23 protein-coding genes are annotated in these 25,550 nt (G+C 43.8%); 21 read left to right on the plus strand and 2 right to left on the minus strand.

The features are described 5' to 3' along the window. The first annotated feature begins 83 nt into the window (after positions 1-83). Positions 84-755 (plus strand): porin family protein, encoded by a 672-nt coding sequence (locus tag ABHV44_RS10875; protein ID WP_459074716.1) that lies wholly within the window; start codon positions 84-86, stop codon positions 753-755. A gap of 284 nt (positions 756-1,039) precedes the next feature. After that, on the plus strand, positions 1,040-1,867 hold the full coding sequence (locus tag ABHV44_RS10880; protein ID WP_459074717.1) for a T9SS type A sorting domain-containing protein: 828 nt from the start codon (positions 1,040-1,042) through the stop codon (positions 1,865-1,867). A gap of 139 nt (positions 1,868-2,006) precedes the next feature. On the opposite strand, the gene ABHV44_RS10885 is transcribed toward ABHV44_RS10880, so the two are convergent. Then, positions 2,007-2,381 (minus strand): VOC family protein, encoded by a 375-nt coding sequence (locus ABHV44_RS10885; protein WP_459074718.1) that lies wholly within the window; start codon positions 2,379-2,381, stop codon positions 2,007-2,009. A gap of 239 nt (positions 2,382-2,620) precedes the next feature. Between ABHV44_RS10885 and ABHV44_RS10890 the strand changes: the two genes are divergently transcribed. From ABHV44_RS10890 to ABHV44_RS10900, 3 genes are all read left to right on the plus strand, one after another. Next, positions 2,621-4,075 (plus strand): hypothetical protein, encoded by a 1,455-nt coding sequence (locus ABHV44_RS10890; RefSeq protein WP_459074719.1) that lies wholly within the window; start codon positions 2,621-2,623, stop codon positions 4,073-4,075. 313 nt (positions 4,076-4,388) lie between these two features. Then, complete coding sequence (locus ABHV44_RS10895) at positions 4,389-8,867, plus strand: HYR domain-containing protein (RefSeq protein WP_459074720.1); 4,479 nt, start codon at positions 4,389-4,391, stop codon at positions 8,865-8,867. Positions 8,868-9,117: 250 nt separating this feature from the next. Then, on the plus strand, positions 9,118-11,583 hold the full coding sequence (locus tag ABHV44_RS10900) for a heavy metal translocating P-type ATPase (protein WP_459074721.1): 2,466 nt from the start codon (positions 9,118-9,120) through the stop codon (positions 11,581-11,583). A gap of 276 nt (positions 11,584-11,859) precedes the next feature. Here the strand turns inward: ABHV44_RS10900 and ABHV44_RS10905 are convergent, their stop codons facing one another. Further along, a complete protein-coding gene (locus tag ABHV44_RS10905) occupies positions 11,860-13,596 on the minus strand; it encodes a M23 family metallopeptidase (protein WP_459074722.1) in 1,737 nt (578 codons plus the stop codon). 278 nt (positions 13,597-13,874) lie between these two features. Between ABHV44_RS10905 and ABHV44_RS10910 the strand changes: the two genes are divergently transcribed. From ABHV44_RS10910 to ABHV44_RS10985, 16 genes are all read left to right on the plus strand, one after another. Beyond that, positions 13,875-14,165 (plus strand): hypothetical protein, encoded by a 291-nt coding sequence (locus ABHV44_RS10910; RefSeq protein ID WP_459074723.1) that lies wholly within the window; start codon positions 13,875-13,877, stop codon positions 14,163-14,165. A 13-nt stretch (positions 14,166-14,178) separates the two neighbouring features. Beyond that, a complete protein-coding gene (locus tag ABHV44_RS10915; protein ID WP_459074724.1) occupies positions 14,179-14,460 on the plus strand; it encodes a cell division protein ZapA in 282 nt (93 codons plus the stop codon). A 77-nt stretch (positions 14,461-14,537) separates the two neighbouring features. Next, positions 14,538-16,082: a ribonuclease Y gene (gene rny, locus ABHV44_RS10920; protein WP_459074725.1), complete on the plus strand. Its 1,545-nt coding sequence runs from the start codon at positions 14,538-14,540 to the stop codon at positions 16,080-16,082. Between the two features lie 95 nt (positions 16,083-16,177). Then, positions 16,178-16,486 carry a hypothetical protein gene (locus tag ABHV44_RS10925; protein ID WP_459074726.1) on the plus strand — a complete coding sequence of 103 codons (309 nt, stop codon included), beginning with the start codon at positions 16,178-16,180 and terminating at the stop codon, positions 16,484-16,486. Positions 16,487-16,610: 124 nt separating this feature from the next. Continuing rightward, a complete protein-coding gene (locus ABHV44_RS10930) occupies positions 16,611-17,483 on the plus strand; it encodes a hypothetical protein (RefSeq protein ID WP_459074727.1) in 873 nt (290 codons plus the stop codon). Between the two features lie 85 nt (positions 17,484-17,568). Further along, positions 17,569-18,309: a hypothetical protein gene (locus tag ABHV44_RS10935; RefSeq protein WP_459074728.1), complete on the plus strand. Its 741-nt coding sequence runs from the start codon at positions 17,569-17,571 to the stop codon at positions 18,307-18,309. Positions 18,310-18,417: 108 nt separating this feature from the next. Then, entirely contained in the window at positions 18,418-19,206 is a 789-nt protein-coding gene (locus ABHV44_RS10940) for a class I SAM-dependent methyltransferase (protein ID WP_459074729.1), read from the plus strand. Between the two features lie 85 nt (positions 19,207-19,291). Beyond that, complete coding sequence (locus tag ABHV44_RS10945; protein WP_459074730.1) at positions 19,292-19,702, plus strand: lipocalin family protein; 411 nt, start codon at positions 19,292-19,294, stop codon at positions 19,700-19,702. 32 nt (positions 19,703-19,734) lie between these two features. Next, positions 19,735-20,193 (plus strand): hypothetical protein, encoded by a 459-nt coding sequence (locus tag ABHV44_RS10950; RefSeq protein ID WP_459074731.1) that lies wholly within the window; start codon positions 19,735-19,737, stop codon positions 20,191-20,193. A gap of 61 nt (positions 20,194-20,254) precedes the next feature. Beyond that, positions 20,255-20,743, plus strand: a complete 489-nt coding sequence (locus tag ABHV44_RS10955; RefSeq protein WP_459074732.1) for an AAA family ATPase — start codon at positions 20,255-20,257, stop codon at positions 20,741-20,743. Positions 20,744-20,787: 44 nt separating this feature from the next. Next, the gene (locus ABHV44_RS10960; RefSeq protein WP_459074733.1) at positions 20,788-21,360 is read left to right on the plus strand and encodes a Crp/Fnr family transcriptional regulator; all 573 of its coding nucleotides are present in this window, start codon (positions 20,788-20,790) and stop codon (positions 21,358-21,360) included. 63 nt (positions 21,361-21,423) lie between these two features. Beyond that, positions 21,424-22,002, plus strand: coding sequence for an NAD(P)H-dependent oxidoreductase (locus tag ABHV44_RS10965; RefSeq protein ID WP_459074734.1), 579 nt, complete (start codon positions 21,424-21,426; stop codon positions 22,000-22,002). Positions 22,003-22,233: 231 nt separating this feature from the next. Then, positions 22,234-22,836, plus strand: coding sequence for a DJ-1/PfpI family protein (locus ABHV44_RS10970; RefSeq protein ID WP_459074735.1), 603 nt, complete (start codon positions 22,234-22,236; stop codon positions 22,834-22,836). Positions 22,837-22,956: 120 nt separating this feature from the next. Then, positions 22,957-23,436 (plus strand): hypothetical protein, encoded by a 480-nt coding sequence (locus tag ABHV44_RS10975; RefSeq protein ID WP_459074736.1) that lies wholly within the window; start codon positions 22,957-22,959, stop codon positions 23,434-23,436. A gap of 88 nt (positions 23,437-23,524) precedes the next feature. After that, complete coding sequence (locus ABHV44_RS10980) at positions 23,525-24,481, plus strand: NAD(P)-dependent alcohol dehydrogenase (RefSeq protein ID WP_459074737.1); 957 nt, start codon at positions 23,525-23,527, stop codon at positions 24,479-24,481. A 12-nt stretch (positions 24,482-24,493) separates the two neighbouring features. Beyond that, complete coding sequence (locus tag ABHV44_RS10985) at positions 24,494-25,045, plus strand: DUF4256 domain-containing protein (protein ID WP_459074738.1); 552 nt, start codon at positions 24,494-24,496, stop codon at positions 25,043-25,045. Positions 25,046-25,550: the final 505 nt, after the last annotated feature.

A 25,550-nucleotide genomic window follows, 5' to 3' on the forward strand; every position in this document is an offset into this window, starting at 1 on the left:
CCAATTTTCCGTCATTAGAAATAACATCGGAGAATATTCCGTTTTCTGTGGGGCGCTGTGGCTTAACCAAATAACTCTCTATTATGAAAACGGAATTCAAAATCTCTTTGGCTCTGCTGCTTTTTGCTCTACTCTCTTTTTCTGGCTTTTCGCAAGACTCCAAACTGGAGCTCGGTGTGGAAGGCGGTGGAAACATGCTCTTTCTGCGGGGAGATGATCAGGTGAATGATGCTGCTCCCGTGCTTGGGTTTAGTTCTGGCCTGGTTGTGCAATACAACCTCACTGAGAGACTTTCACTACGCTCCGGGCTTTCTTTCGAGCACAAAAAGGTGGAATGGCCGATCATATTCACAAACAGCACTGGAGAACCACTCGATGTGATTTTAACAGAGCGGTTCGACTACTACCGACTTCCGCTTTTGCTGAGGTATCACTTTGGTGAGCAGAAGCAATACTTTGCCAATGCCGGACCTTACGTCAGCTTTTTGATGAAACACTTCACCCGCCCATCTGGCTCTGATGCCGAGGGCTACGAAAATGTTGTTGTCTTCAATGGCAATGGCTTCAGCAATCTGGATTACGGTCTTTCTGCCGGAGTTGGCGTCAATTTCCTTTCAGTCGGTGCTCTGTGCTTTTCTGCCGAACTGCGCAACGATTTCGGAGTGCACAACATCGGAGAAACGTTTCAACCGGGCGGCACCGACATCCGCACCAACACACCGCAGTTTCTGATTTCAGCGATGGTTGAGTTGTAAAGCTGAATTGGATAAGAGTTTCGGAAGAGTAAAGGAGGATTATTATCCCGACATGAGCATAGAAGTAGTTCCTGGCTAATTGCATGAAGAAATCTGTAATCAGTTTTTGCATTGGGATTTAATGAAGGTCTGATTTTTCAGTTTTTACCCCAAAAGCTCAAATGCTAATAAGACTGGAAAAACACCCTTTCTGAAATTCCAACATTAACAAACATTTCAATTGATTAGCTAAGTTTTCCTGATCTAAATTGCGCCCATCATACTAATACGAAACAAAATCTAAAATGAAAACAGTTACTATTCTCAGTGCCCTATTGATGGTCGCATTTGGCAAGGCGGGCATGGCCCAAACAGAATTACCTTACTTCTCAGGATTCGACAATGATGATCAAACTAACGGATGGGAAGAACATCGGTTAGGTGCTCAAAGTGATTTCTACTTTTGGGATGTATCTTCTTTTTCACCATTCTCCGATCCAAATAATCTTGAACATACATATCCGGTTGGTGGCAAAGAGCTCACCGATGACTGGTTTATTTCACCAGGCTTTGATTTGCCGGAAGGAGGAACCATTGATTCTTTAAGACATGCTTTCAGTGGGTTTGGTGTGCCTCAGGCTGGCGACACAATTGCCATTTATGCTTTGACAGGCTCCCAGGACCCTGAATCAGCCTCATCCCGAACCTTGCTCATAGATTTTAGGGGCGACAACTATGTGGCAGACAATAGCTGGCGAATGATTTCTGATATTGAAATTCCACCTGGAGATGAAACGGTTTATATAGCTTTTCGGTATGTCACAGTGGTCAACTGGCTCGATGTGAGGTTTGACAACCTGAGAATAAGTTCGAACACAATAGATAATACCACAGAACAAATAAAAGATCAATCGGTCATCATCTATCCCAATCCGACTTCGGACCAATTGATGCTTTCGGGTGCTGATAATTTTGATTCTGAGGTACGGATTTATTCTACATCTGGAAGGCTGATTTGCATCAAAACCTTAAGCAATGGCAGCTTGAACATCTCTGATCTGCCCTCAGGAAATTATTCACTTGAAGTTGAGATTGAGGGAAATAAACTGAGAAAGCAGTTTATCAAAAAGTAAGCCCTGTCTGCTAATCGATTTCTCAGGAAGTGGTTCTGTTTTGCTTTTGCCAATGGCTTTATGCCAAGCAGTCTTTGATTTCTGTGCTGATCGGTTTGTGAAGTTTATATAAATATTGTCCCTGTCTGGAGCTTAAAATCTACTTTCCCGACATCAACGCCACGCGATTGCCTTCCGAATCTTTGATCACAGCCATGTAGCCAATATCCTCTGAGACCAGCGTTTTCGGTTGAATGATGGTTCCATTCTTCTTTTCCAGCTTGTCCAACACCTTCTGCAAGTCAGGATCGGCATTGAGGTAAACGAGCGGTCCTTGGTCTCCGGGTTTGTAGAACTCGTGATTCTGGCAAAGAGCACCACCCACGCCTGTTTGGTCCGTTGGGAAAAGTGCCATTTTAATCTGATCTCCCAAATCAAAGTCCTGCATCTTAAAGTCAAAAATTTCTTCGTAGAAAGCCTTTGCCCGCTTGATGTCCGTTGCGGGAATCTCAAACCAGTGTAGTGCGTTTTTCATTGTTGCCGAATTTGAATTTCACATTGACCACCAAATTAGAGAGAAATTGAGAACGGTTTACAAATGCGTGTGAATTCCACCGCTGGCGTACGTTTCTAACTTGTGTCATTTCACTTTCTCCTCTGCGCGGCATTTGTAATCCTGCACTTTTAAATTCACGGATTTGAAATGCGGCAAGTGAAACATTTTAGTATCCTTGAACCAAATCGACCTTGTGCTGTACAGCTACAAAAAATAGAATGAACTACTCTGCTCTCTTCCGTTGTTTTATGGCTTTGCTGCTCTCATTTGTTGGGCTTTCATCCTCTTTTTCCCAGCCGCCTTGTCTGAAGTGGTCCGACTCCGATTGTCAGCTGCTACCGGTTGTTTTGCGGAGTGATGCCAATGCCGATTTTTTTGTGGCGCAGGATATTCTGGAATTCACCAACAACTGCCAGCAGACTCTGACCACGGAGATCGGTATGGTAGAAAGCAACAAATTTTTTTCAATCTCCAAACAAACTGCACCACTCGAAAAAGGCCAGCTCGTTTTTCGCGACTCACTCTGGTATCGCCCGGAAACAATGGAACTTCGACAAGCTACAACAACAATTAAAAATTCGGCCAACCAGCTCTACCGCGTTCAATACTTCTACTTCTTCGTTGGAAATGGCGTCACTCAGGTATTGGATGCAAGCGGAAAAATTGTTCGGTTTGAAAAAGACTTTGGTTTCAGGAAGCTATGCCTCGAGGTTGACGAAAACCGCATTCCCACCGGCTACGGCTATCGAAGTACTAAAACAGAAGAAAAAGTCGGTCAGTGGCAGATGTGGGCATCATCTACCAGCTACCCTACAATTGAAGAGCACAGCAAACTTTTTCGTGTTCAGCTTTTGAATGAAAACACGTCAGAAGGAGACATCAGCATCTTCACTTTGGAGAAGGGAAAGTGGCAAGAGTCTGAATTCGAGAAATATGGAAACAGTCATGCATTTTATGTGAAGAGCGTAGCCGACAGTGTGAAAATCGTACAGGAAAATCGGGTGGCAAAGTGGAAGGTAAATTACGATCAGCTGCGACAGGAAACCTCCTTCCAGGTCTACTTGATTGGTCCAGATCAAAATTACATTCCATCCACATATGGCAACATTCCTATCGAGTGGAAAAACGAGTATGTCATCTCATGGAACTGGGAATACGTTCAGCAGCACTTCCCTGAGCCGCACACCCAGGAGTCAATGACCAAACATCTCGGATATCTTTTCCCTGATGTGGAGTTTTATCCATTCGACAGTCAAAACCTCTACTATCCGGCTTTCAATCTCGAGTCGTTTTCTGAAGCTGCCCGTGATTATCTCCTTTCGGAAATACTGAGAAGGGAAGAAGTTGCCACAATCTCCAAAACACTGTCGCTACCTGGAATTGAGCGCACCTACCTCACCGGTGACGTGATGGTGACTTTGAGCCAACCACAGAACTATGATCAGTTTGTAGCCGAAGCAGAGGCGCTTGGCTTCAGTATAAAAAGCAAAATGATGGGCTCCTATCAAATGAGCTTTGAGGGAAATCGTATCGATCAGGATATGATCGACCAATTGATTCTGCTCCATCAATCTGAGAATGTTGCCACGGCTTATCCGGATATGTACTTGGAGGCATTCTACGATAGCAAGGAAAGCTCACCTTTGGAAATGATGATGCAAGAAAAGGAGTGATTATGAGGAGCACGACTCGTGAAAAATAAATATTTCTCTCCCAAAGGTTGACTTCAACGCCAAACGATTTCATCTCGGATCTTCAAGCGTATTCATTGAGCCAATCAACTCCTAAACCTGCGCTTGCGGTCGAAAATTGCCTACTAGAAATTATTCAGTCTCATCCTCAGTCACTTAGGTCAAACCCTTATTCTATTAGTTAAATAATTGCAACAACACTCTGAGCGCGAGAGTAAAAGTGAACTCCTCTTTGGTCGTTTTATAAAACGAAATCATAGGAGGACGAGATTAACTAATTTATAACGAGTATTTTATGAAAACCACTACTACAGACTTTAAAAGTCCTGTGCTCTATTTTACAGGCAAATTCCTCAAACACACCATGTTGATCGCTTTGCTCCTCTCGGGGTATTTCACTGCTATGGCTTGTGATTGTGACGCACCAGTAACCAATATTGGTATGACTGAATCCTCTACATCATTCACCTTTACAGGTACTAAAGCGTATGCAGGAGCTTGCGGCTGTTACGAGTTAACTGTTGAGGTAAAACCCGTGGGAGAAGCCTTCAATGGATCCAACTTCTTTAGCAGTAATGACGGATGTATTAATGGTGCCGGAAATCAGGCATTGAATCCGGTAATCATTTCCAAAGATGATTTGTTTGCGCTTTACGGGGCTTTAGAATTAAAATGGCGAATTCGGACTACCACCAGCGGAGGGAATTGCTACCTGTGGGTTGAGCCTAATATGAACTTTTTTGCCTGCACAGGTTCTCCTACCGAAAGCATTACTACTTCAGGATCTTCACTTCTTTGTGCAGGAGAGCCTGTTGTTCTGACAGCACCTACAGGAACAAGCTACCAGTGGCTTAAAGATGGACAATTCATCTCCGGAGCTAACTCCGCCACTTATGAGCCAAATGAAAGTGGTGATTACAGCGTATCTGTAAACCCTCAGGAATGTCCCACCTCTTCGGTTACCATTAATCCTAATCCCGTGGTAGCGATAACAGCAGATCAAACTACAATTAGCGCTGGCGAGAGTACAACCTTGACCGCGAGCTTTCAATACGATGTAGAATACCTGGTGCCATTGGGAGATTTACTAAATGTTCCCAGCAGCTGTGGAAACGGATCAATGTTAAGCAATGTGAACCAGGGCTTTCAGTGGATGGATACGGAATCAGCCACCGCTACAAATGTGAATATTCAATTCTCAGTTGGCGTTGAATGTCACAACGGGCAAACTCATACCACTTCTATTAACGGTAACACAGGCCCTTCTTACACTCAAACTCCAACATTCTGTGATTGCTCTTTGCCAACTACTGAGGCAATTGTGAATCTGGATATTGATCCAGCGGATTACAATTCCGGAGAGCTAAACGATTTAATAATCACGAGTTCCAATACGTCTATGGGCTTTGCGCCCGCTCCATCTTTGGATAACAATTACGCCAAAATCACAGTTACTTACGGAGACCCGAACATATCATTTAGCTGGACTCCCGGTGACTTAATTACTAATCCAATTGTAGTGTCTCCGGAAAGCGAGACAACTTACAGCTTGACCGCTGTTAACGATGTAACCGGCTGCAATACAACAGTTCCAACTACTATAAACGTTGTACCAGGATTTTCTCTCAGCGCTACCGATGTTTCCTGTAGTGGAGCTGACAATGGTTCTATCACTGTAACTCCTGTCGGCAATTCCGAGAACATTATGTACTCCCTAAATGACGGTGCTTTTGTGTCAACAAATACCTTTGCCGATCTGGCTCCGGGAACCTATCAAGTCAAAATTCAGGACGGTGATTATACTTCTCCCAACGAATCGATTGAAGTGGGAACAACTCTGGATACTACGCCTCCCACTGTGGTTACACAGAATATTAGTGTGAACCTCGATGCTGACGGCAACGCTTCAATAACCGCTGGCCAAATTGACAATGGTTCTTCTGCTGTTTGTGGTATACAAACTATTTCAGTTTCACCTGATGCTTTTGCCTGCACAGACCTCGGTGCCAACTCAGTAGAGCTAACGGTTACCGATATTAATGGAAATGTTTCTTCTGCTTCAGCTACCGTAACAGTTAATGACAACATTGACCCTGTGATTTCCGGAATGCCTGCTGATATTTCCGTGAACAACGATGCGGCAAGTTGTGATGCTGTTGTTTCATGGACTGCACCAACGGCTTCTGATAATTGTCAAATTACTTCTCTAACTCCAGACTTTAACAGCGGTGATACATTTCCGGTTGGAACAACAACCGTGACTTACACTGCCGAAGATACTTTTGGAAATTCTGTTTCTGCCTCTTTTAACATCGTAGTTTCAGATGTGTCCGATCCGGTTATTTCGAATTTACCAGCTGATGTGGCTGTTAACAACGATACTGAAAGCTGTGACGCCATTGTTTCTTGGACAGCACCTACTGCTTCCGACAACTGCGAACTTGCTTCGTTGACTTCAAACTTCGAAAGCGGAGCTGCTTTCCCTGTAGGAACAACAACAGTGACTTACACTGCTGAAGACATTTATGGAAATACAGCAACGGCTGCTTTTGATGTTGTGGTCTCAGATGCTTCTGATCCAATCATCTCTGAAATGCCAGCTGATTTGGCTGTAAATAACGATACTGAAAGTTGTGACGCCATTGTCTCATGGACCGCACCGACTGCTTCTGACAACTGCGAACTTGCTTCTTTGACTTCAAACTTCGAAAGCGGAGCTGCTTTCCCGGTTGGAACAACAACTGTGACTTACACTGCTGAAGACATTTATGGAAATACGGCAACAGCTTCTTTTGACGTAGTGGTCTCAGATGTTTCTGATCCAATCATCTCTGAAATGCCAGCTGATGTGGCTGTAAACAACGATGCTGAAAGTTGTGATGCGATTGTCTCTTGGACAGCACCGACTGCTTCTGACAACTGTGAAGTTGCTTCGTTGACTTCAGACTTTGAAAGCGGAGCTGCTTTCCCGGTTGGAACAACTACCGTGACTTACACTGCTGAAGACATTTATGGAAATACAGCAACAGCTTCTTTTGATATTGTGGTATCAGATGTTTCTGCTCCTGTGATAGCCGGTATGCCTGCTAATATGGCTGTAAACAACGATACTGAAAGCTGTGACGCGATTGTCTCGTGGACAGCACCGACTGCTTCTGACAACTGCGAACTTGCTTCGTTGACTTCAAACTTCGAAAGCGGAGCTGCTTTCCCCGTTGGAACAACAACTGTGACTTACACTGCTGAAGACATTTATGGAAATACGGCAACAGCTTCTTTTGACGTAGTGGTTTCAGATGCTACTGATCCAATCATCTCTGAAATGCCAGCTGATGTGGCTGTAAACAACGATACTGAAAGCTGTGACGCCATTGTCTCATGGACCGCACCGACTGCCTCTGACAACTGCGAACTTGCTTCGTTGACTTCAAACTTCGAAAGCGGAGCTGCTTTCCCCGTTGGAACAACTACCGTGACTTACACTGCTGAAGACATTCATGGAAATACGGCAACAGCTTCTTTTGATGTTGTGGTTTCAGATGCTACTGATCCTGTTATCTCCGAAGTGCCGGCTCTGATTTCTGTAAACAACGATGCCGAGAGTTGTGAAGCCATTGTTACATGGACAGCACCGACTGCTTCCGATAACTGCGAAGTTGCTTCATTGACTTCAGATTTCGAAAGCGGAACTGCTTTCCCGGTTGGAACGACTACAGTGACTTATACTGCTGAGGACATTCATGGAAATACGGCTACAGCTTCTTTTGATGTTGTGGTTTCAGATGCTACTGATCCGGTTATCTCCGAAGTGCCGGCTCTGATTTCTGTAAACAATGATGCTGAGAGTTGCGAAGCCATTGTTTCATGGACAGCACCGACTGCTTCCGATAACTGCGAACTTGCTTCGTTGACTTCAGATTTCGAGAGTGGAACTGCCTTTCCGGTTGGAACGACTACAGTGACTTACACTGCTGAGGACATTCATGGAAATACGGCTACAGCTTCTTTTGATGTTATCGTTCAAGACAATGAAGCCCCTGTGTTCGCTGACTGTCCTGTTGATACCATTATTTGCTCAGGAGCTTTCTCTTTTGAAAATCCGGTTGCAACTGACAACTGTGAAGTAGAAGTAACACAATCAGAAGGTCCGCTTTCGGGTGATGTTCTGACTGAAGGTTTTTACACCATCACTTTCACTGCAACAGATCTTTCAAACAATGTTGCCACTTGCTCTTTTGAAGTAGAGGTAATGCCACTCCCTGAAGTAGCTTTAACCGACACAACCGTTTGCATCAATCACACACTGGAACTCGATGGTGGATCTGGATTTGCGACTTACCTATGGGAAGTGCAACCAGCAGATTTAATGTTCGAAACTCAGACTATCAACCTCGAAGGAAGTGAAATGGGTTCAGGCACTCATACTGTTTCGCTTACTGTTTCTGACGAGAACGGATGCGTGAACTCTGCAAGTATGGACGTGATTGTGGACCCGTGCACGGGAGTGGACGAACTGGACCAACTTCATTCAGTAAAAGTTTATCCAAACCCCGCACGCGACAATTTCAATATTGATATAAATTCTTCCTCCTCTAAAGTTGCTCAACTTTTGTTAATGGATTCCAATGGAAGAATGGTAATTGATCAGAAAGTGAATTTGTCAGCAGGAGATAACACACACAACCTGAATATTGCCGATTTGAAAAGAGGAGTTTACTACCTCAGAGTAATTACAGGAAATGATGTGATCAACAAAAAGATCATTTCTCAATAGAGTTTTCTCATTTCTAAACAAAAAGCCCCTGTGACTAGCGTTGCAGGGGCTTTTTCTTATTCGTACATGTTCTTCAGGAGCTGGTCAAAATTTGCGATCAGCTTGACTCAAAAGTTTTGGAATCCTCAGACCACTACTTTCAGTTTTGCAATCTGCATAATAAACTTAGTCAACCTGCCCACTCTCCCCTTCTCAACTGACTCAAATCATGTTTTGACCATCGCTTCCTGTATAAATTCGCAGTCTGAAGATGGAAGCTGTAGCGCAAAAAACAAAAGAAAAGGTCACCTGCTACCACTGCGGAGATGACTGCCTGTCGGAGCACATCGTGGCTGACGAGAAGAATTTCTGTTGCCACGGGTGCAAAACCGTTTACGAGATCCTGTCGCAAAACGAGATGTGCGACTACTACACGCTCGAGAACACTCCGGGGATCAGTCCCAAAGCTAGAACCCAAAGCAAATTCGACTACCTGGAGCACGAGTCGATTATCGATCAACTGATCGACTACCGCGATGACAACATCAGTAAGGTTCAGTTTTACCTGCCGCAGATACACTGTAGCTCCTGCCTGTGGCTGCTTGAGAATCTTTACAAACTCAATCCATCGGTTCGCCAAAGCCGTGTGAACTTTCTCAAAAAAGAAGTTTACCTGACCTTCGACCACAACGAGCTTTCGCTTCGCAAACTCGTGGAGCTGTTGGCTAGCCTCGGTTATGAGCCGAGCATCACACTCGATCAACTTAAAGAACAACGCAAAAAACCCATTAGCAGAAGGTTGATCTACCAGGTGGGACTTGCCGGTTTCGCTTTTGGGAATATCATGCTGCTGAGCCTTCCGGAATACTTCGGACTGGACATGGCGAGCTACGACCAGTTCGCCTCATGGTTTGGGTGGCTGAATCTTGGATTGGCTACTCCAGTTGCGCTCTACAGCGGACAAGACTACTTCAAATCCGCCTGGCGAAGCCTCAATCAAAAACGACTCAATATCGATGTGCCGATTGCTCTCGGAGTACTGGTTCTTTATTTGCGAAGCACTTACGAAGTCGTTTCCGAAACCGGACCCGGCTACTTCGACTCGCTTTGTGGCTTGCTGTTTTTCCTATTGCTCGGCCGCATTTTCCAGGAAAAAGTTTATCACCAATTATCCTTCGAAAGAGACTACCGCTCTTACTTTCCAATTTCGATAACTCGTGTGATTGCCGGAAATGAAGAAAGTATTCCAGTGAGTGAAATCAAACAGGGAGACCACATCGTTATCCGCAACGGAGAGCTCATTCCCGTTGATGCTTACCTGATCAAAGGAAAGGCAAACATCGACAACAGCTTTGCCACTGGAGAATCGGATCCGATTGAGAAAGAAATGGGAAGTAAAATCTATGCCGGAGGTCGTCAGGAAGGCGAGGCAATTACACTGGAAGTGATTCGTCCGCTTTCTCAAAGCAAGCTCACCAGGCTGTGGAGCGATCACGCTGAAAACACCGGTAAGAACGAACAGGCTACCTTCTCACACATCACTGATAAGATCAGCTACTGGTTTACGCCAATTATTTTGATCGTGGCTTTGGTTTCCGGAGCTTTTCATTTGAATGAAGGTCTTGGTCATGCGCTCGAAGTGCTGTCCGCAGTTTTGATTGTAGCCTGCCCCTGTGCATTGGCACTGGCTGCTCCCTTCACTTTTGGCCATGCCACTCGCTGGTTGGGCAAGAAAGACTGCTACTTGCGAGAGGCCGGAGTGATCGAAAAGATGGCCGAGATCGATCACCTTGTTTTTGATAAAACAGGAACATTGACCTACAGCCAAAACAGAAAAGTGACCTATGAAGGTGAAAAATTAAGCTCGAGCCACGAGCAAGCTTTCAAAACGCTTCTTTCGCAAAGCAATCACCCGCTGAGTAGAATTATCTCAGCACATTTGCCCGACTACCGAAAATCTCAAATCGAGGCTTTTGTGGAAGTCCCCGGCAAAGGACTCGAAGCAAAAATTGAAGGTAGCCTCTACCAACTCGGCTCCCCAAAATGGCTGAATTACAAGGTGGAAAATAAAAGCGACACTGCAGTGGTAATTGCAGTTAACGGCAAGTCACTTGGGCATTTCGTGGTAAAAAACCAGTACAGAAAAGGTCTTGTTGGATTACTCGATCGGTTGAAACAAAACTTCAATCTTTCTCTGGTCTCTGGCGACAATTCCGGTCAAAAAGGTACGCTGAAAGAGATGTTCCCTGCCGGAAGTCAGTTGCTGTTCGAGCAATCTCCAACCGACAAGCTGGACTTCATCAAATCGCTCCAAAAGAATGGCGAAAAAACGATGATGATTGGTGATGGCCTCAACGATGCCGGAGCGCTGAAACAGAGCGATGTGGGTGTTTCGATTGCAGAAAATGTGAATGCATTTTCTCCTGCTTGCGACATCATTCTAGGAGCCGACCGGTTCGACAACCTCGACAGGATCATGACTTTTGCCAGAGACTGCAAAAAGATTGTGATCATCAGCTTCATCATCTCGTTTCTCTACAATGCAGTGGGACTCACTTTCGCAGTTCAGGGATTGCTAAGCCCGGTTTTCGCGGCCATTCTGATGCCGATCAGTTCGATTAGCGTTGTCGGTTTTGTGAGCCTCGCTGTGTGGATCATCGCTGGCAAAACCCAGGAACCAGCGCTAGATGAAATGACTGCAACCAGAGAGCAGCAAGTTGCACTGGATAAAGTTTAGACTCTGCCGCCAGAAACTGTAGTAACATCGATACTTAGGGGTTCTCATTAAGCAGATTAAGATTGCCTGAATGTTTCGGATTCTGCTGAATCATTTTTTCAGTGTTTCTCGCAGAGCTCACAGAGGTAAAGCACAGAGAACGCGGAGCTCCGTGAGAAATGGAGTTTGAGTTTTGAGAGGGTTCTGTTGATTGAGTACTTCCTCAATTACCTGAGTTACCTGAGTTACCTGAGTTACCTAAATTTACTCAATTACCCAATTACCCAATTACCAACCTCACCAAACAAACTCCGACTCGTACCTACTCTCATTGCCGCAGGCATCACGGATGAGGAGTTCGAAGGTATGCTCTCCCCTGTCGAGTCTCGCCTCGTCAAAAGTGTAGGTGATTCGCGCTCGTTTGGCATCAAAATCCATCAAAATCCATTTGCCATCTATTCTCCCTTCGATGTGATCAACACCGCTGAGGTCGTCAGTGACAATGAATGAAAAATCGCGGTAGCTGCGCATGTTTTTGCGAAAGTCGACCGAGCGAATTCGAGGCTTTTCTACATCTACCGTCACCGCAAAACTACCGAACTCATCTACCTCCGTTTCCATCCAGCCGTCTTTGAGCGTTCCTCCTCTCGAGTAGAGTCTACCGTTTCTTTCATCTATCTTCACCACGGTCAGGTTATCGGCCAGTCCCTGTGGAACGTTGTCAACTTTCAGCTTCAAGGTGTATGGCTCAGTGAGTGGAACACCCTCGTCACCCATTTTGTAGGTTGGTGTTAACATTCCTGGAATTGTATCGCCAGAAGAGTAGCAAAACTCGAGGTCTTCATAAAGACTGTAGCCGGGCAAGAACATGCTGCAACTTCCGGTCACCAGGTGGTTTTCTTCATCGAATTCAAAAGTTTTGTAGAAGTCACTTCTTTCAATTGCACGCTTTGGCTTACTGGCTTCATCGCGCTCCACACCGCGAATGGTAAAGGACAATGCAGAGCGATTACCTGCTGTGTCGTAGACTTCGTACAGCGCTTCTTTTTCTTCACCGGGCTCCAGTTCGATGTGGCCCATGTTTTCAACATGCTTGTAAATGTTTAGGTGATTGTTCGGCAAAACATGCGAGCGCTGAAAACGCCTTCCTTCACTCACGTATTCGGAGTAAACATGATGAGCATTGAAATACTTTCGAAGTGAAAAATCCAATTTCTCAATTCGTTGCTCGTAAACCTTGAGGTCTCCAACAGTGAGCCGAATAATATGGACACCACAGCGATTGGATTGTCCGTTGAGGCGATCGATCGTGTTGATAGCAAATCCCACTTTCCCGGAAATTTCGATTGGAGCATTTCTCGAAAGATTGCAATCCGGCCCCTGGCTTCTTGCCACATTAAACTTTTGTTCCTCGAAGTGTCCATTCACCTGACTGAAGTCATCGATGGGCAACGCCATGATATCGTAGATGTAAGGCGGAATGTTATCCTTAATGTCGAAACCAAAAAGAAGCGGATCGATTGGCCGCTCAGAGTCGGTCTCTCGAATTTCAAAGTGGACATGAGGACCACCAGAGGAACCTGAATTTCCCGAAAGACCAATCACTTCACCCTTTTCGACTTTCAGCTTGTCTCCTCCAGGTTGAAGATCCACAGCAAAAGATTCTAGCTCATATTGCGCCTGGCGAGTAAATTTGGTAATCGCATCGTTGAATTCCGACAGGTGAGCGTAAACCGAAGTGCGGCCATCGGGATGATCGATGTAGATGGCCTTTCCATAACCGTAGGGTGAAACTTTAATTCTCGACACCACTCCTTCTTCTATAGCCTTCACTTCAAAACCTTCAACTCCCTGTGTTTTTATATCGATACCGGTGTGAAAATGATTTCTGCGAAGCTCTCCAAAATTCCCCGATAGGTAGAGCGGAATGTCCAACGGTGGACGATAATTCGCATCCTCATACTGCCCAAAGGATGTCACGGCCAGCGACATTAGAAAAACGATCAGGAAAACGCTTCGCATCGGTTTTTTCATTTCCAGAGTTAGGTTTGAATAATGTGCAAAAATGTTCAAAAGTTGTGCCCGATCGAAAGAAAACTCCAGAATTTGTGAACGTTCTAATGTCACTTTAGCATGTTTGAAAGAACGTTCATGAAAATCCTATTTCTTCATCGCCTTCCAACGCGCCACTTACATCCGCCAAAACACTCATCCACAGTAAGCATTTCATAATTACATAAATCAGGTTTGTTAAATGCACTACCGAGTATTACATTTGCTTTGGATTTAATTTAGATCAGTAGAGACAAAAAATGAGTAAAGAGGAAACTTTAATTGCGTCTGTGAAGGACAAACTAAAGCAATTGGGCGACCGCAAGGACTCACTTGAAAATCAACTGGCTGAGGTGCAAAAAGAGCTATCCACCCTAAAGGAAAAACTCGATGAGCGCGAGAGCCAAATAGCCGATCTCACTGAGAAAAACAAAGTCCTGAAGATGGCGAAGTCGCTGTCGGGATCTGAGGATAACACCTCGGAAACCAAATATAAGATCAACGAATTAGTTAGAGAGATTGACAAGTGCATTGCACTTTTAAATAAATGAAGCAGCCGGTCGAATGAGCGAATTGTCTATAAAACTCAATATTGGTGGACGCGTTTATCCGCTTACGATCGATCGCAGTGAAGAAGAAGTGATCCGAAAAGCCGCAAAAGTGATCGAAGAGAACATGCGCGTTTTTCAGGCCAACTACGCAGTGAAAGACAAACAAGATCTGCTCGCGATGACCGCCCTGCAAATGAGTACTCAGCTTTTGAAAACAACTGATAACGGTAACAACGACCACCTGCTAGACCAGCTCAAAGAGCTTGACGGACTGGCAGACCAAATGCTGAAATAGGCTCTTTCATTTAGTCATACTCCTCCCCGATTCGCTGATCTGCGAGTTTATTTACATACTATCAAACAACAACTTGTATGACAGAAACAACATTATATCTGATCATTGGACTGTCGGCTTTAATTGTCGGTGCCGGATTGGGATATGTGATCCTAAACATGGTTCTCACTAAACAAAAAGAACAGTTCATTAAAGAGCGGGAAGAGATCTCAGAGAACATCAAGCAGAAGAAAATCACTGATGCCAAAGAGAAATTCATGGCGCTCAAAGAAAAGCACGAAGCGACCATCAAAGATCGAAACCGAAAAATTCAGAGTGCCGAAGATCGCGTAAAGAACAAAGAAGGACAGCTCTCCAAGCAGATTGAAACCAACAAGCGCAAGGAGAAGGAAATCGACTCTATTCGCGACAATCTGAGCAAGCAACTGGAAGTAGTTGAGAAAAAGAAAGCAGAGCTCGATAAGTCCCATCAGAAGTCGGTAGCATTGCTCGAAGAAATCTCAAACTTGAGTGCCGATGATGCCAAAGCACAGCTGATGGAGCAACTGAAAGAAGAAGCCAAAGGATTGGCGATGGGCCAAATGCAGGAGATCATTGACGATGCAAAGCTTCGTGCCAATCAGGATGCCAAGAAAATCGTTATCCAGTCTATCCAACGCATTGCAACAGAACACGCCATTGAAAACTCGGTGTCAGTGTTCAACATCGAGAGCGATGAAATAAAAGGTAGAATCATCGGTCGCGAAGGACGAAACATCCGAGCCATTGAGGCAGCTACAGGCGTAGAAATCATTGTTGACGACACTCCGGAAGCTATTATTCTTTCTTGCTTCGACCCGGTGAGACGTGAAGTAGCAAGACTTTCGATGCACCAGTTGGTGACAGATGGAAGAATCCACCCGGCTCGTATTGAAGAAGTTGTGGCCAAGGTGAATAAATCGATCAACGAAGAAATAATTGAAGTTGGTAAACGCACTTGCATCGACCTCGGTATTCACGGAATGCACTCAGAGCTTGTTCGCATGGTAGGACGAATGAAGTACCGCTCATCTTACGGACAAAACCTCTTGCAGCACTCTCGCGAGGTAGCTAACCTCTGCGCCACCATGGCCAGCGAGCTGGGACTCAACTCCAAGCTTGCCAAGCGTGCCGGACTGCTGCACGATATCGGTAAAGTGCCCGAAGACGAAGCCGAAGTGCCTCACGCGATTTTGGGAATGAAGCTGGCGGAGAAGTTTGGCGAGAAGCCAGACGTGTGCAACGCCATTGGAGCTCACCACGATGAGATCGAGATGACCACTCTCCTCTCTCCTATCGTTCAGGTTTGCGATGCCATTTCAGGAGCGCGCCCAGGAGCGAGACGTGAAGTTGTGGAGTCTTACATCCAGCGATTGAAAGATTTGGAAAACCTCGCTCTTGAGTATGAAGGTGTCAATAAATCTTACGCAATTCAGGCAGGACGCGAGCTTCGCGTAATGGTAGAAAGCGAAAAGGTCAGTGACGAAAGAGCCGACCAGCTCTCGTTTGAGATTTCTCAAAAGATCCAAAACGAAATGACTTATCCCGGACAGGTAAAAGTGACCGTGATTCGCGAAAGAAGAGCTGTGAACTACGCGAGGTAGACCTCTGTCTTACAAAACTGAATTCAAAAACCCAGACCGGATTGGTTTGGGTTTTTTTGTTTATTTAGCTAACGATTATGGTTTCTAAAATTAGATTGAAGTATTGGTCGACAAGAGTCGCCCTGTTGGCTCCAATGATTTTTGCGATTGTAGAAATTATGAGCATCTTCCGCGAAGAGCTTTTTGGAATCGTTCCTGGATACGCACCACACAATTTTAGCTTCAATTTTGGTTTCTATTTACCAGCACACTTTTTTCTATCCACTCTTTGTCTGCTAGTGATTATTCGAACCTACATCAACTGGGATATTTGGCCAGCAAAAATTGAAAAATACGTGGCTCTTCTTCTCTCTGTACCATTCTTTCTCAATGGAGTTTACATGTCTTCTAAAATCTTTTTCTGAGAGATTTAACTTAGATCATGAACTGAGGAATCGGATATTACTGGAGTTAAAGTGAAAACATTTCCTGAAAATTTATTACAATATATTTCTATACATTTAAACAGGATTTATTCTATAACCAGCTATGAGAATACTCACTTTGCTCACTTTATTGCTTTTATTGAGCTGCTCCTCAAAAGAAGAGCAACTGACAAAGGAAGAGCAATTCGAAATCAACACTTTTGTTTCTCATCTCACAGCAAGCATCCAAAACCTGGAGTATGATTTTCTCCGAAATGCCTGGAGCCACGAGGTTTTTAAACAGCGAATTTCAGATGAGATGGAAGCTGACGCCACAGCCTTCAAATACATTTACGATGAGAAAATCAAGGTCGAAGTGCAGATTGCCAACAATGACCTCATTAACAAACAGAAATACTCAAATGGGAGCATCAAATACCTCACTACAGAATTCTTTCGCAATCATGCAGAGGTGTCCTACCTTCTTTTCTTTGACGGGTCTTTCAAGCTAATTAAGTACCGCATCGAAAAATACGGTCAGAAATTGGTGCTTTCCGATTATTTCATGATTACTCAAAACGTTTGGGCAAGTGAGTACATGTCTAATATTGCCATGGTGAACAAAAGGTATCGCAACCGCTCTAAGAAGCGAATTGAAGCAAATGAGAATTTCAACCTTTACCGACAATATATTGAGCATGGAGATAGCAGCTCTGCCTTATATTACCTAAATCAAATTCCCAAGACTCATCACATTGGAAACTATCTCAGCCTGTTAAAAATTCGCTGTGCAGCGGGGATAAATGACACCGTCTTTGTAGAAACACTACTTACTGAAAGTGAAGGAAATAATAGTCTGTACCTTGATTATCTCACGGCCTATTACATAGGAGATACGCTTGAATTGAACAAGATGTATATGTTTCTAAAGAACGAGCATAAAGTACCGGAAGAAGACCTAACTAGAATTCGTGAAGATGAATTAATCTGGCAGTGACGACTTTAAAGTTCAGAAGAATTGTGAAAACTTCTCCTCTACAACAAGAGCTGAATAACTGCTGACAAACTGCCACCAAACAACAGTGAAATACACAAGAGTTATAAGAACAACAGATAAAGAAATCTTTAAAGATTTTGTTTCGTGTTTTGAAAGGAATCACATTAGATACCGTGTTCGGAATAGGGAAATGTTCGATGATCACTTTTTCATCAAAATACATAGTCCTTACTCTTATGTTCAAGTGGAAATTGACGTCCTTAACCTCGACATTGTCAAAGCTATTCATTTCATCACAAAGGAAGACCTTAAAAAGCATCTTGAAATTGACAACCGGGGAAGTGAGTTTCTCTATGCCGTGGACAAATTGACGAGATTCTGGCCACTTTCTCGAATTAGTTTATCGAACAGATTCTTGACAATTTTTCTATTCCTGTTGACCTCAGTTATTGCATTCTTCATTTTCGAACCTGCTATCCTGAAAGGTAGGTTTGATATTACAACTGAAGATTTTTACTTAAAAGCAATTCTTTACAATGGACAGCGCAAGAATATTACAGTGGACAGGTCAAGTTATATTGTTAATCTCAATATAGACACAGGCCCTTACGAATTAATAAGGTTTGATGATTATGTTGGATTTCCGTGTTCAGATTCCTCTATGGTTAATTTCAATTTCGATTATAAATTCAAAGAGGATAGTATTTATTTACGGCCCATGGAAGAAGATTGCAACTATATTTCCGGTGGCTACGAGATTGAATATTTTGTCGACAAGTCAATTGTGCTAAGGTCTTCTTCAACAAGAATTGTGTTAGAAAATTGAGCTGAAAAGGACATTCAATTCAAATCTCAAGCAATTGAATGTGAAGCCTGTTCCGTTTAGGACAGCACTCTTTTTTATCTTAACACCTTTGAATCTATCTTCAGACAAATGCAACCCAAGTACAATAAAATTGGCAAAGGCTACGATCGCACCCGAAAGGCGGATCCGTATCTAACTAGCAAATTGATTGAGCACCTGCGTCCGCAAACCGGTAAGCTATATCTCGATATTGGTTGTGGTACAGGGAACTACACAAATGAGCTTGCCAAACACGGTGTTGATCTCATAGGAATTGACCCTTCTGAAAAAATGCTGAATGAAGCCCGATTGAGGAATAAACAAGTGGACTGGAGAATCGGCACCGCTGAAGATACGGGACTCCCAGATAGTTTTGTGGATGGTATCGTAGCTTCTCTTACCATTCACCACTGGTCAGACCTGAAGGCGAGCTTTGATGAACTTCACCGTGTTTTAAAACCGGGTGGTCGAATCGTGATATTTACCTCCACTCCAGTTCAAATGAAAGGCTACTGGCTCAATCACTACTTTCCAAAAATGCTGGAAGATTCCATTTCTCAAATGCCTGACCTTGGACTTGTGGAGAATGCGATGACTTCAGCCGGGTTCAAAGTTTCTAACACTGACAAGTATTTTATCAGACCTGACCTCGAGGACAAATTTCTCTACTGCGGAAAGCAAAACCCAGAGCTATACTTTGATGAGCAAATTAGAAAAGGAATTTCTTCTTTCTCATCGCTAGCCAATCGTAATGAGGTTGATCGAGGTCTCAAAAATCTTAGAAAAGATATCGTCAGTGGCGAAATATGGAAGGTAATTGAAAGGTTTGGAAACGACTTTGGAGACTACCTCTATGCCATAGCAGAAAAGAACAGCTAGCTATTGTAAAGAACAGTTATTTGTAATTTTATTGGTTGATATGTATACTGCATAACTCTAACATCTAATTAAAAACCACTGTATTATGAAAAAGTACTTTTTCCTATTATTGACTATTGGGATTCTCGCTTCTTGCACCAAGGACAAAAACAACCCAATTAACAATTCTGAATCTGAAGTAATCGGCACATGGAAACTCGTAGAAGTTTACCTGGATCCTGGAGATGGTAGCGGAGACTTTGAACCCGTGGACTCCGAAAAGACCGTCACATTTCATGAAGATGGAACAATTACTTCAAACGGAGATTTGTGCTCTCTGTCACAGGAAGCGAACGGTACATCATCCGGAACCTACTCTCTGCAAGATTCAACACTTAACCTGCCCGAGTGCACTTTCGATGGCCCAAGCAATTATACCTTCGAGCAAGAGGGAAATACATTGATTATCAACGCACCATGTGACGAGCCTTGTAGAGTGAAGTATGTGAGGGATTAATCGTCAGGAATGATAAGTAAACCAGCAACTTATTGACACATCAATTAATCATAGCTCTCGCTGCGATATTCGCCTTGTTCAGACTTTCGAAGACTACTGATAAATTCGCCAATGCGATTTCTTTCGGGTTGATATTTTCCGTTGCCCTGACGCTGGTTCAGATTCGCTTCGTTTCTATCGCTGGTTTCGTTTTGTTCATGCTCTGCCTGGTGCTGGTAATTATTTACGGATTTAAGAAAGAGAACTTAAGCAAGTTCAAAAAGCCCCTCATCGTTATTCCTGCATTTTTCGTGTTTGCATTGTATTTCTTTCAATTCCAACACTACCCTTATGCCGGAGCCATTGGCCTTGCCATGATCATCCCGGTTCTTTGTTATATCTTTCTTTTGACCAGGTTCAAAAGCTTCAAGAACGAACTGGGCTTTATGACAATCATAGTAGCAGCCGCAGCCATAGAAGTTGCCAGGCGGTTTGATTGGTTGATGAACTAGTTAATTCTTCGTTGTAGACTTCTTCGTAATTTTCGCGATTATTTCTACAAGGCACAAAACCATGATTCACCTAATAGTCGGCAACACGGGCTCTGGAAAAACGACTTACTCCAATCAACTGAAAGCAGAAATTGGAGGTATTGTATTTTCGATTGACAAATGGAACAAAACGTTGTTTCTCCCCGACAAGAAGGAGACAAACGGACTGGATTGGTTTCTCGAAAGAATCGACCGGGCTGAAGAGATGATCATGAATCTGGTAGAGCAACTCGAGGCAACTGGTACGGATTCAATCCTGGACCTCGGGTTGGCGAAAAAGGAACACCGCGAAAAATTCAGGGCATTTGCATTAGAGAAGGGGTTCGAATTGAAGACTCATTTCCTCGACCTTTCGAAAAAAACTCGATGGCAACGCGTTTTGAAACGGAACACTGATAAAGGCGATACCTTTGAGTTTGAAGTCACGCAAGAAAACTTCGATTTCATGGAAGACTGGTTTGAGCCACCAACCCAGGATGAAATGACCAATGGAATCGTGCTAGGTGAATGAAAAAACTCGCACAGCTATTTTGCTGATCCTTTTAGTTTTGTGCCATGAACGATTTAAAAACATACTTCCAGCAATTCAGCTTTTTGTCGGAGAAAGAGATTGATGAGCAGGTGGAGAAAGTTATCCCCAAAAAGCTCGAGAAAGATGAGTTTTTCCTTTCCGAAGGTAGCGTTTGCGATAAAGTCGCTTTTGTGAAATCTGGCATCTTTAGGTCGTTCTACCACACCAGCAACGAAGAGCAGATCACCTATTGTTTCAGATTTCCTGGTACTTTTATCACTGGCTATTCATCCCTTCTCACAGGAGAACCCACTCGCGAAAATCTTCAGGCACTAACCGATGCCGAGTTGCTGGTAATTCCAAAAGATGAAATCACACGTCTGGAAAATTCAAGTGCGAGTTGGCTGCGGTTCTTTAAAATGGTAGCTGAGCACGAATACATCGAGCTTGAAAAGCGAATCTTCCTCCTCCAAAAAGAATCTGCCGAATTCAAGTATCGCGAGCTGCTGGAGAAGAGTCCCAACTACCTCCGCGAAATCCCACTTCACCACCTGGCATCCTATCTGGGTATCACACAAAGGCACCTCAGCCGAATCCGAAAAAACATTGGGAATTAGACATTTGTCCTTTTGAGTGCGACCTCCCTCCTGTTCCTTTGCCAAAAAAAGAAAGAGAACAGTATGAAAAAGACACTCATCATCAACGGACACCCCAACAAAGAGAGTTACAATTATGCACTTGCTGAAGCATACAGAAGAGGCGCGGTAAGCAATGGAGTTCAACCCGAGCAAATCAACATCGCAGACCTCGATTTCGATCCAAACCTGAAATACGGCTACCGCAAAAGAATGGAACACGAGCCCGACCTTAAGGTTGCCCTCAACAAAATTCTCGAAGCCGATCACCTTGTTTGGTTTTTCCCCATGTGGTGGTATGGCTACCCAGCGCTCATGAAAGGTTTTATCGACCGCACTTTTCTTCCCGGAATAACTTTCGAGTACGTTGAAGGAAAGCCACTGCCAAAAAAACTCCTCAAAGGCAAAACCGCAAGAATTGTGATTACGGCCGATAGCCCAGGATGGTACAACCGTTTTTTCATGAAGCGCCCGGCAATCAATCAATTCAAAAAAGGCACGCTCGAGTTTTGTGGAGTAAAACCGGTGAAGCTGACCTATATCGCGCCAATAAGAAACTCGAAGCTGAGTTTTCGGGAAAAGTGGTTGAATAAGATTGAGAAGCTGGGAGAAACGAACTCGTGATCTAATCACTTTTGGGGGACTCTCCATTCTTTCTGGCTGTCAGTTCGACAGTCTTTCAGAGAGATTTTTTTACTTGTTAGTTCGACCTTGTTGTGGTCTACATTGGCTCACTAAATATTAATTAGCAGCCCATTAGTAAACGATCAACACTTTTTTGATAACTTTAAGGTTTAGCGACTGCCAAAATCGCTAGTCTCACTTATCACAATATTTCAAACCAAAAAAAACCTCATGAAAAAAATTCTTTTTTTAACCGGAGATTACACTGAAGACTACGAAACCATGGTGCCGTTTCAAATGCTCGAAATGGTGGGTTACCAAGTTCACACTGTTTGTCCTGACAAGAAGAAGGGCGACACTGTGAAAACAGCCATTCATGATTTTGAAGGTGATCAGACCTACTCCGAAAAACCCGGTCATAATTTTGCTCTGAACTACACTTTTGACGAAGTGGACGCCACGAATTACGATGGCCTGGTCATAGCTGGCGGAAGAGCTCCAGAGTATTTACGGCTGAACGAAAAAGTGATTTCGATTACAAAGCACTTTTTCTCGGCAGACAAACCTGTAGCCGCTATTTGCCACGGAATTCAAATTTTAACAGCTGCCGATGTAGTGAAAGGAAGAAAACTCACGGCCTATCCTGCTGTTGGTCCTGAAGTGACACTTGCCGGAGGAAACTTCCAGGATGTAGCTCCTGATCAAGCTGTAGTGGATGGGAACCTCGTTACCTCGCCAGCCTGGCCCGGTCATCCAGCTTTCATTCGCGAATTTTTGAAAGTTATGGGAGCAAAGATTGAACTCGAACCAGAGTCCCAAATGCAGCACAGCTGAGAAATGAGACGTTTATAAAAAATCAAGTCCTGCAGAAATGTGGGACTTTTTGTTTAATCCCATGTTGAACCTTTTGTACTTTTCTGCTTGATTCAAAACCTCAAATTAAACTTGAACACCATGAATTTCTTTAAAAGCTTCTTGATGTTAACGTTGTCTGCTTCAGTTCTCATAACCTGTAATAGCGGATACGAATACTGGGATATCTCACAATTCGAAATAAATGAAAATGCTCTGGCAGATGGTGAAGAAATAATGGTTCTATACAACAGCCAGGGTCCTGACAATAATGAGGATCTTGGTTATTACTATCACATGATAGTTGTTTCGCAGGAGTCTGGTGATACGGTGAATGTACTCACTACGGCAAACACAGTTTTCTCTGAAGACTATAAGGGCAAAACACTCAACTTTTACGACCAGAACAATATTGCAACTAAAGCAATGCAAAACTTCGGTGATTTTGAAAGTGTTGAAGATTTGGAAAACGCTGAAGAAGTAGAAATCGACAAAGTAGCCAGAGACCCAAAATTCGACCAGATTGCCGACAATGATTATCCAACTGTAATCGGCTCCATAGGAAAAACTACCAAAAATTAATTTCCGCTTATCACTTTTTATCACCTGATCTCTAACAGTCTGCCTAATTTCGGTGCATACTTTTTGAACACCAAAACAAAATCCTAAAGTGAAAGCAATTACCAAACACCGATATGGAGGCCCTGAGGTGCTCCAGCTCGAAGAAGTCGAAAAACCAAAACCGGGCAAAGGTGAAATCCTCGTGAGAGTGAAGGCCAATTCTGCCAACCCTGCCGACTGGCACACGATGCGTGGGAAGCCCAATTTTGCCCGACTCTCGTTCGGACTGTTTAAGCCCAAAAACAAACTTTTCGGATCCGATTTCGCTGGTGTGGTAGAAGATGCCGGTGAGTCCTCTCAGTTTTCGAAAGGCGATCAAGTCTATGGCGAGTCTCTGGATGGAGGAGCTTTTGCCGAATACATCAGTGCTCCGGAAAACATCTGTGCAAAAATGCCAGAAAACTCCAGTTTCATTGAAATGGCGTGCGTCCCGATAGCTGGGCTCACTGCTCTTCAGGGATTGATAACCCACGGAAAATTAAATGAAGGTGAATCAGTGTTGATCAATGGAGCTTCGGGTGGAGTCGGACATTTCGCTGTGCAATTAGCAAAGGCACATGGAGCCAAGGTCACTGGAGTTTGCTCTTCCAACAATGTGCAATTTGTAACCGATTTGGGAGCAGATCAGGTGATTGCCTACGACAAAGAGGACATCCACAAGCATCAGGGCAAATACGATTTAGTGATTGACACGAATGGAAATCTCAAGCATGCCGATTTCACGCGAATGGGAAAACGAGGTGTTTTGATCGGATTCACTACAATGGCGAACATGCTTGGAGTCGTTGTCAGAAATGCTTTCAGCAAGTTCAAGATCAAGGTTTTTACAGCCAGTGCGAACACCGAAGACCTGACTACTTTAGCGAAATTAATCCAAGAGGGGAAGGTAAAACCGCATATCGATAAAATGTATACTTACAATGAAATTCCCGCTGCTATCGAATACATCGAGGCGATGAGAACAAGAGGAAAAGTGGCGATGAATTGGCAAACTCTAAAATCTTAAAATTGCTCAGAAATGAAACTTGACCAGGATACCCAAGCAGCTCTTCTTAAAACGCTTGAACAACGCTTCGAGAAAAACATCGACCGTCACGATAATCTATCGTGGTTGGATATTCAAAAAAAGCTGGAAGCTAATCCCAAAAAACTGTGGTCGCTGAGCAAGATGGAGGAAACCGGTGGCGAGCCGGATGTAGTTGCGCTAGGCGAATCCGGTGATGAAATCACTTTTGTGGACTGCTCCAGGGAAAGTCCGAAAGGGCGAAGAAGCGTTTGCTACGATCGGGATGCTTTGGAGTCACGCAAAAAGTTCAAGCCCAAAACCAGTGCTGAAGAAATGGCCATGGAGATGGGTGTAGAAATGCTCAGCGAAGAGCAATACTTCGACCTACAAAAACTCGGAGAATTCGACACCAAAACATCGAGCTGGCTGAAAACACCAGATGAAGTCCGCGAGCTTGGAGGTGCCATATTCGGTGATTATCGATTCGGGAGAGTTTTTATCTATCACAACGGGGCGGAGTCCTACTACGGAGCGAGAGGTTTTCGGGGGATTTTGAAGATTTGAAAGCCGAATGAACCTATGGTCATTTGTGCAAACATTAAGGGCATTGAGAAGTGAAGGGCCAAAGACTTTCTTAATCAGCTTAATGAATCCCCTAAATTCTATAGCTTAATTTTCAGCGTAGTAAAGCTACACGGCTTTGCGTGAGAATTAATGCATCTACTCAAACAACAGGTAAAACATTAAGACTGATTAAGCAATGAAGGACATTAAGGCTTTCTTCAAGAGCTTAATGAAAACTCTTAATGGCTAAATGTTGAAACACTTTTGAAATAGCCTCTACTCAAGCCGCAGGTAAACACATAGCCATAGTAGAAACTGCTCTTCCCTTTTCCATAACAACTCAACTGAGAAAACCGAGACATCATTCACAATCCTTCCAAAGGCACATAGGTAATGCACATCGAACTATATGCCTACTGTGGTTTATTCCCAGCGTTGTAAAGCTTCGCGACTTTGCTTGAGAATTAATGCATCTACTTAAACAGCAGTTAAAACATTAAGACTG

The organism is Halocola ammonii (assembly GCF_049334165.1).
GTDB lineage: Bacteria > Bacteroidota > Bacteroidia > Flavobacteriales_D > Sanyastnellaceae > JBEGHD01.

Excerpts from the sequence above, each read along its gene's own strand:
- ABHV44_RS10875 (WP_459074716.1), top strand. The coding sequence starts at position 84 with ATGAAAACGGAATTCAAAATCTCTTTGGCTCTGCTGCTTTTTGCTCTA.
- ABHV44_RS10885 (WP_459074718.1), bottom strand. The coding sequence starts at position 2,381 with ATGAAAAACGCACTACACTGGTTTGAGATTCCCGCAACGGACATCAAG.
- ABHV44_RS10945 (WP_459074730.1), top strand. The coding sequence starts at position 19,292 with ATGAAAAAGTACTTTTTCCTATTATTGACTATTGGGATTCTCGCTTCT.
- rny (WP_459074725.1), top strand. The coding sequence starts at position 14,538 with ATGACAGAAACAACATTATATCTGATCATTGGACTGTCGGCTTTAATT.
- ABHV44_RS10880 (WP_459074717.1), top strand. The coding sequence starts at position 1,040 with ATGAAAACAGTTACTATTCTCAGTGCCCTATTGATGGTCGCATTTGGC.
- ABHV44_RS10975 (WP_459074736.1), top strand. The coding sequence starts at position 22,957 with ATGAATTTCTTTAAAAGCTTCTTGATGTTAACGTTGTCTGCTTCAGTT.
- ABHV44_RS10965 (WP_459074734.1), top strand. The coding sequence starts at position 21,424 with ATGAAAAAGACACTCATCATCAACGGACACCCCAACAAAGAGAGTTAC.
- ABHV44_RS10890 (WP_459074719.1), top strand. The coding sequence starts at position 2,621 with ATGAACTACTCTGCTCTCTTCCGTTGTTTTATGGCTTTGCTGCTCTCA.
- ABHV44_RS10960 (WP_459074733.1), top strand. The coding sequence starts at position 20,788 with ATGAACGATTTAAAAACATACTTCCAGCAATTCAGCTTTTTGTCGGAG.
- ABHV44_RS10930 (WP_459074727.1), top strand. The coding sequence starts at position 16,611 with ATGAGAATACTCACTTTGCTCACTTTATTGCTTTTATTGAGCTGCTCC.
- ABHV44_RS10955 (WP_459074732.1), top strand. The coding sequence starts at position 20,255 with ATGATTCACCTAATAGTCGGCAACACGGGCTCTGGAAAAACGACTTAC.
- ABHV44_RS10905 (WP_459074722.1), bottom strand. The coding sequence starts at position 13,596 with ATGAAAAAACCGATGCGAAGCGTTTTCCTGATCGTTTTTCTAATGTCG.
- ABHV44_RS10970 (WP_459074735.1), top strand. The coding sequence starts at position 22,234 with ATGAAAAAAATTCTTTTTTTAACCGGAGATTACACTGAAGACTACGAA.
- ABHV44_RS10940 (WP_459074729.1), top strand. The coding sequence starts at position 18,418 with ATGCAACCCAAGTACAATAAAATTGGCAAAGGCTACGATCGCACCCGA.
- ABHV44_RS10895 (WP_459074720.1), top strand. The coding sequence starts at position 4,389 with ATGAAAACCACTACTACAGACTTTAAAAGTCCTGTGCTCTATTTTACA.
- ABHV44_RS10900 (WP_459074721.1), top strand. The coding sequence starts at position 9,118 with ATGGAAGCTGTAGCGCAAAAAACAAAAGAAAAGGTCACCTGCTACCAC.
- ABHV44_RS10910 (WP_459074723.1), top strand. The coding sequence starts at position 13,875 with ATGAGTAAAGAGGAAACTTTAATTGCGTCTGTGAAGGACAAACTAAAG.
- ABHV44_RS10915 (WP_459074724.1), top strand. The coding sequence starts at position 14,179 with ATGAGCGAATTGTCTATAAAACTCAATATTGGTGGACGCGTTTATCCG.
- ABHV44_RS10985 (WP_459074738.1), top strand. The coding sequence starts at position 24,494 with ATGAAACTTGACCAGGATACCCAAGCAGCTCTTCTTAAAACGCTTGAA.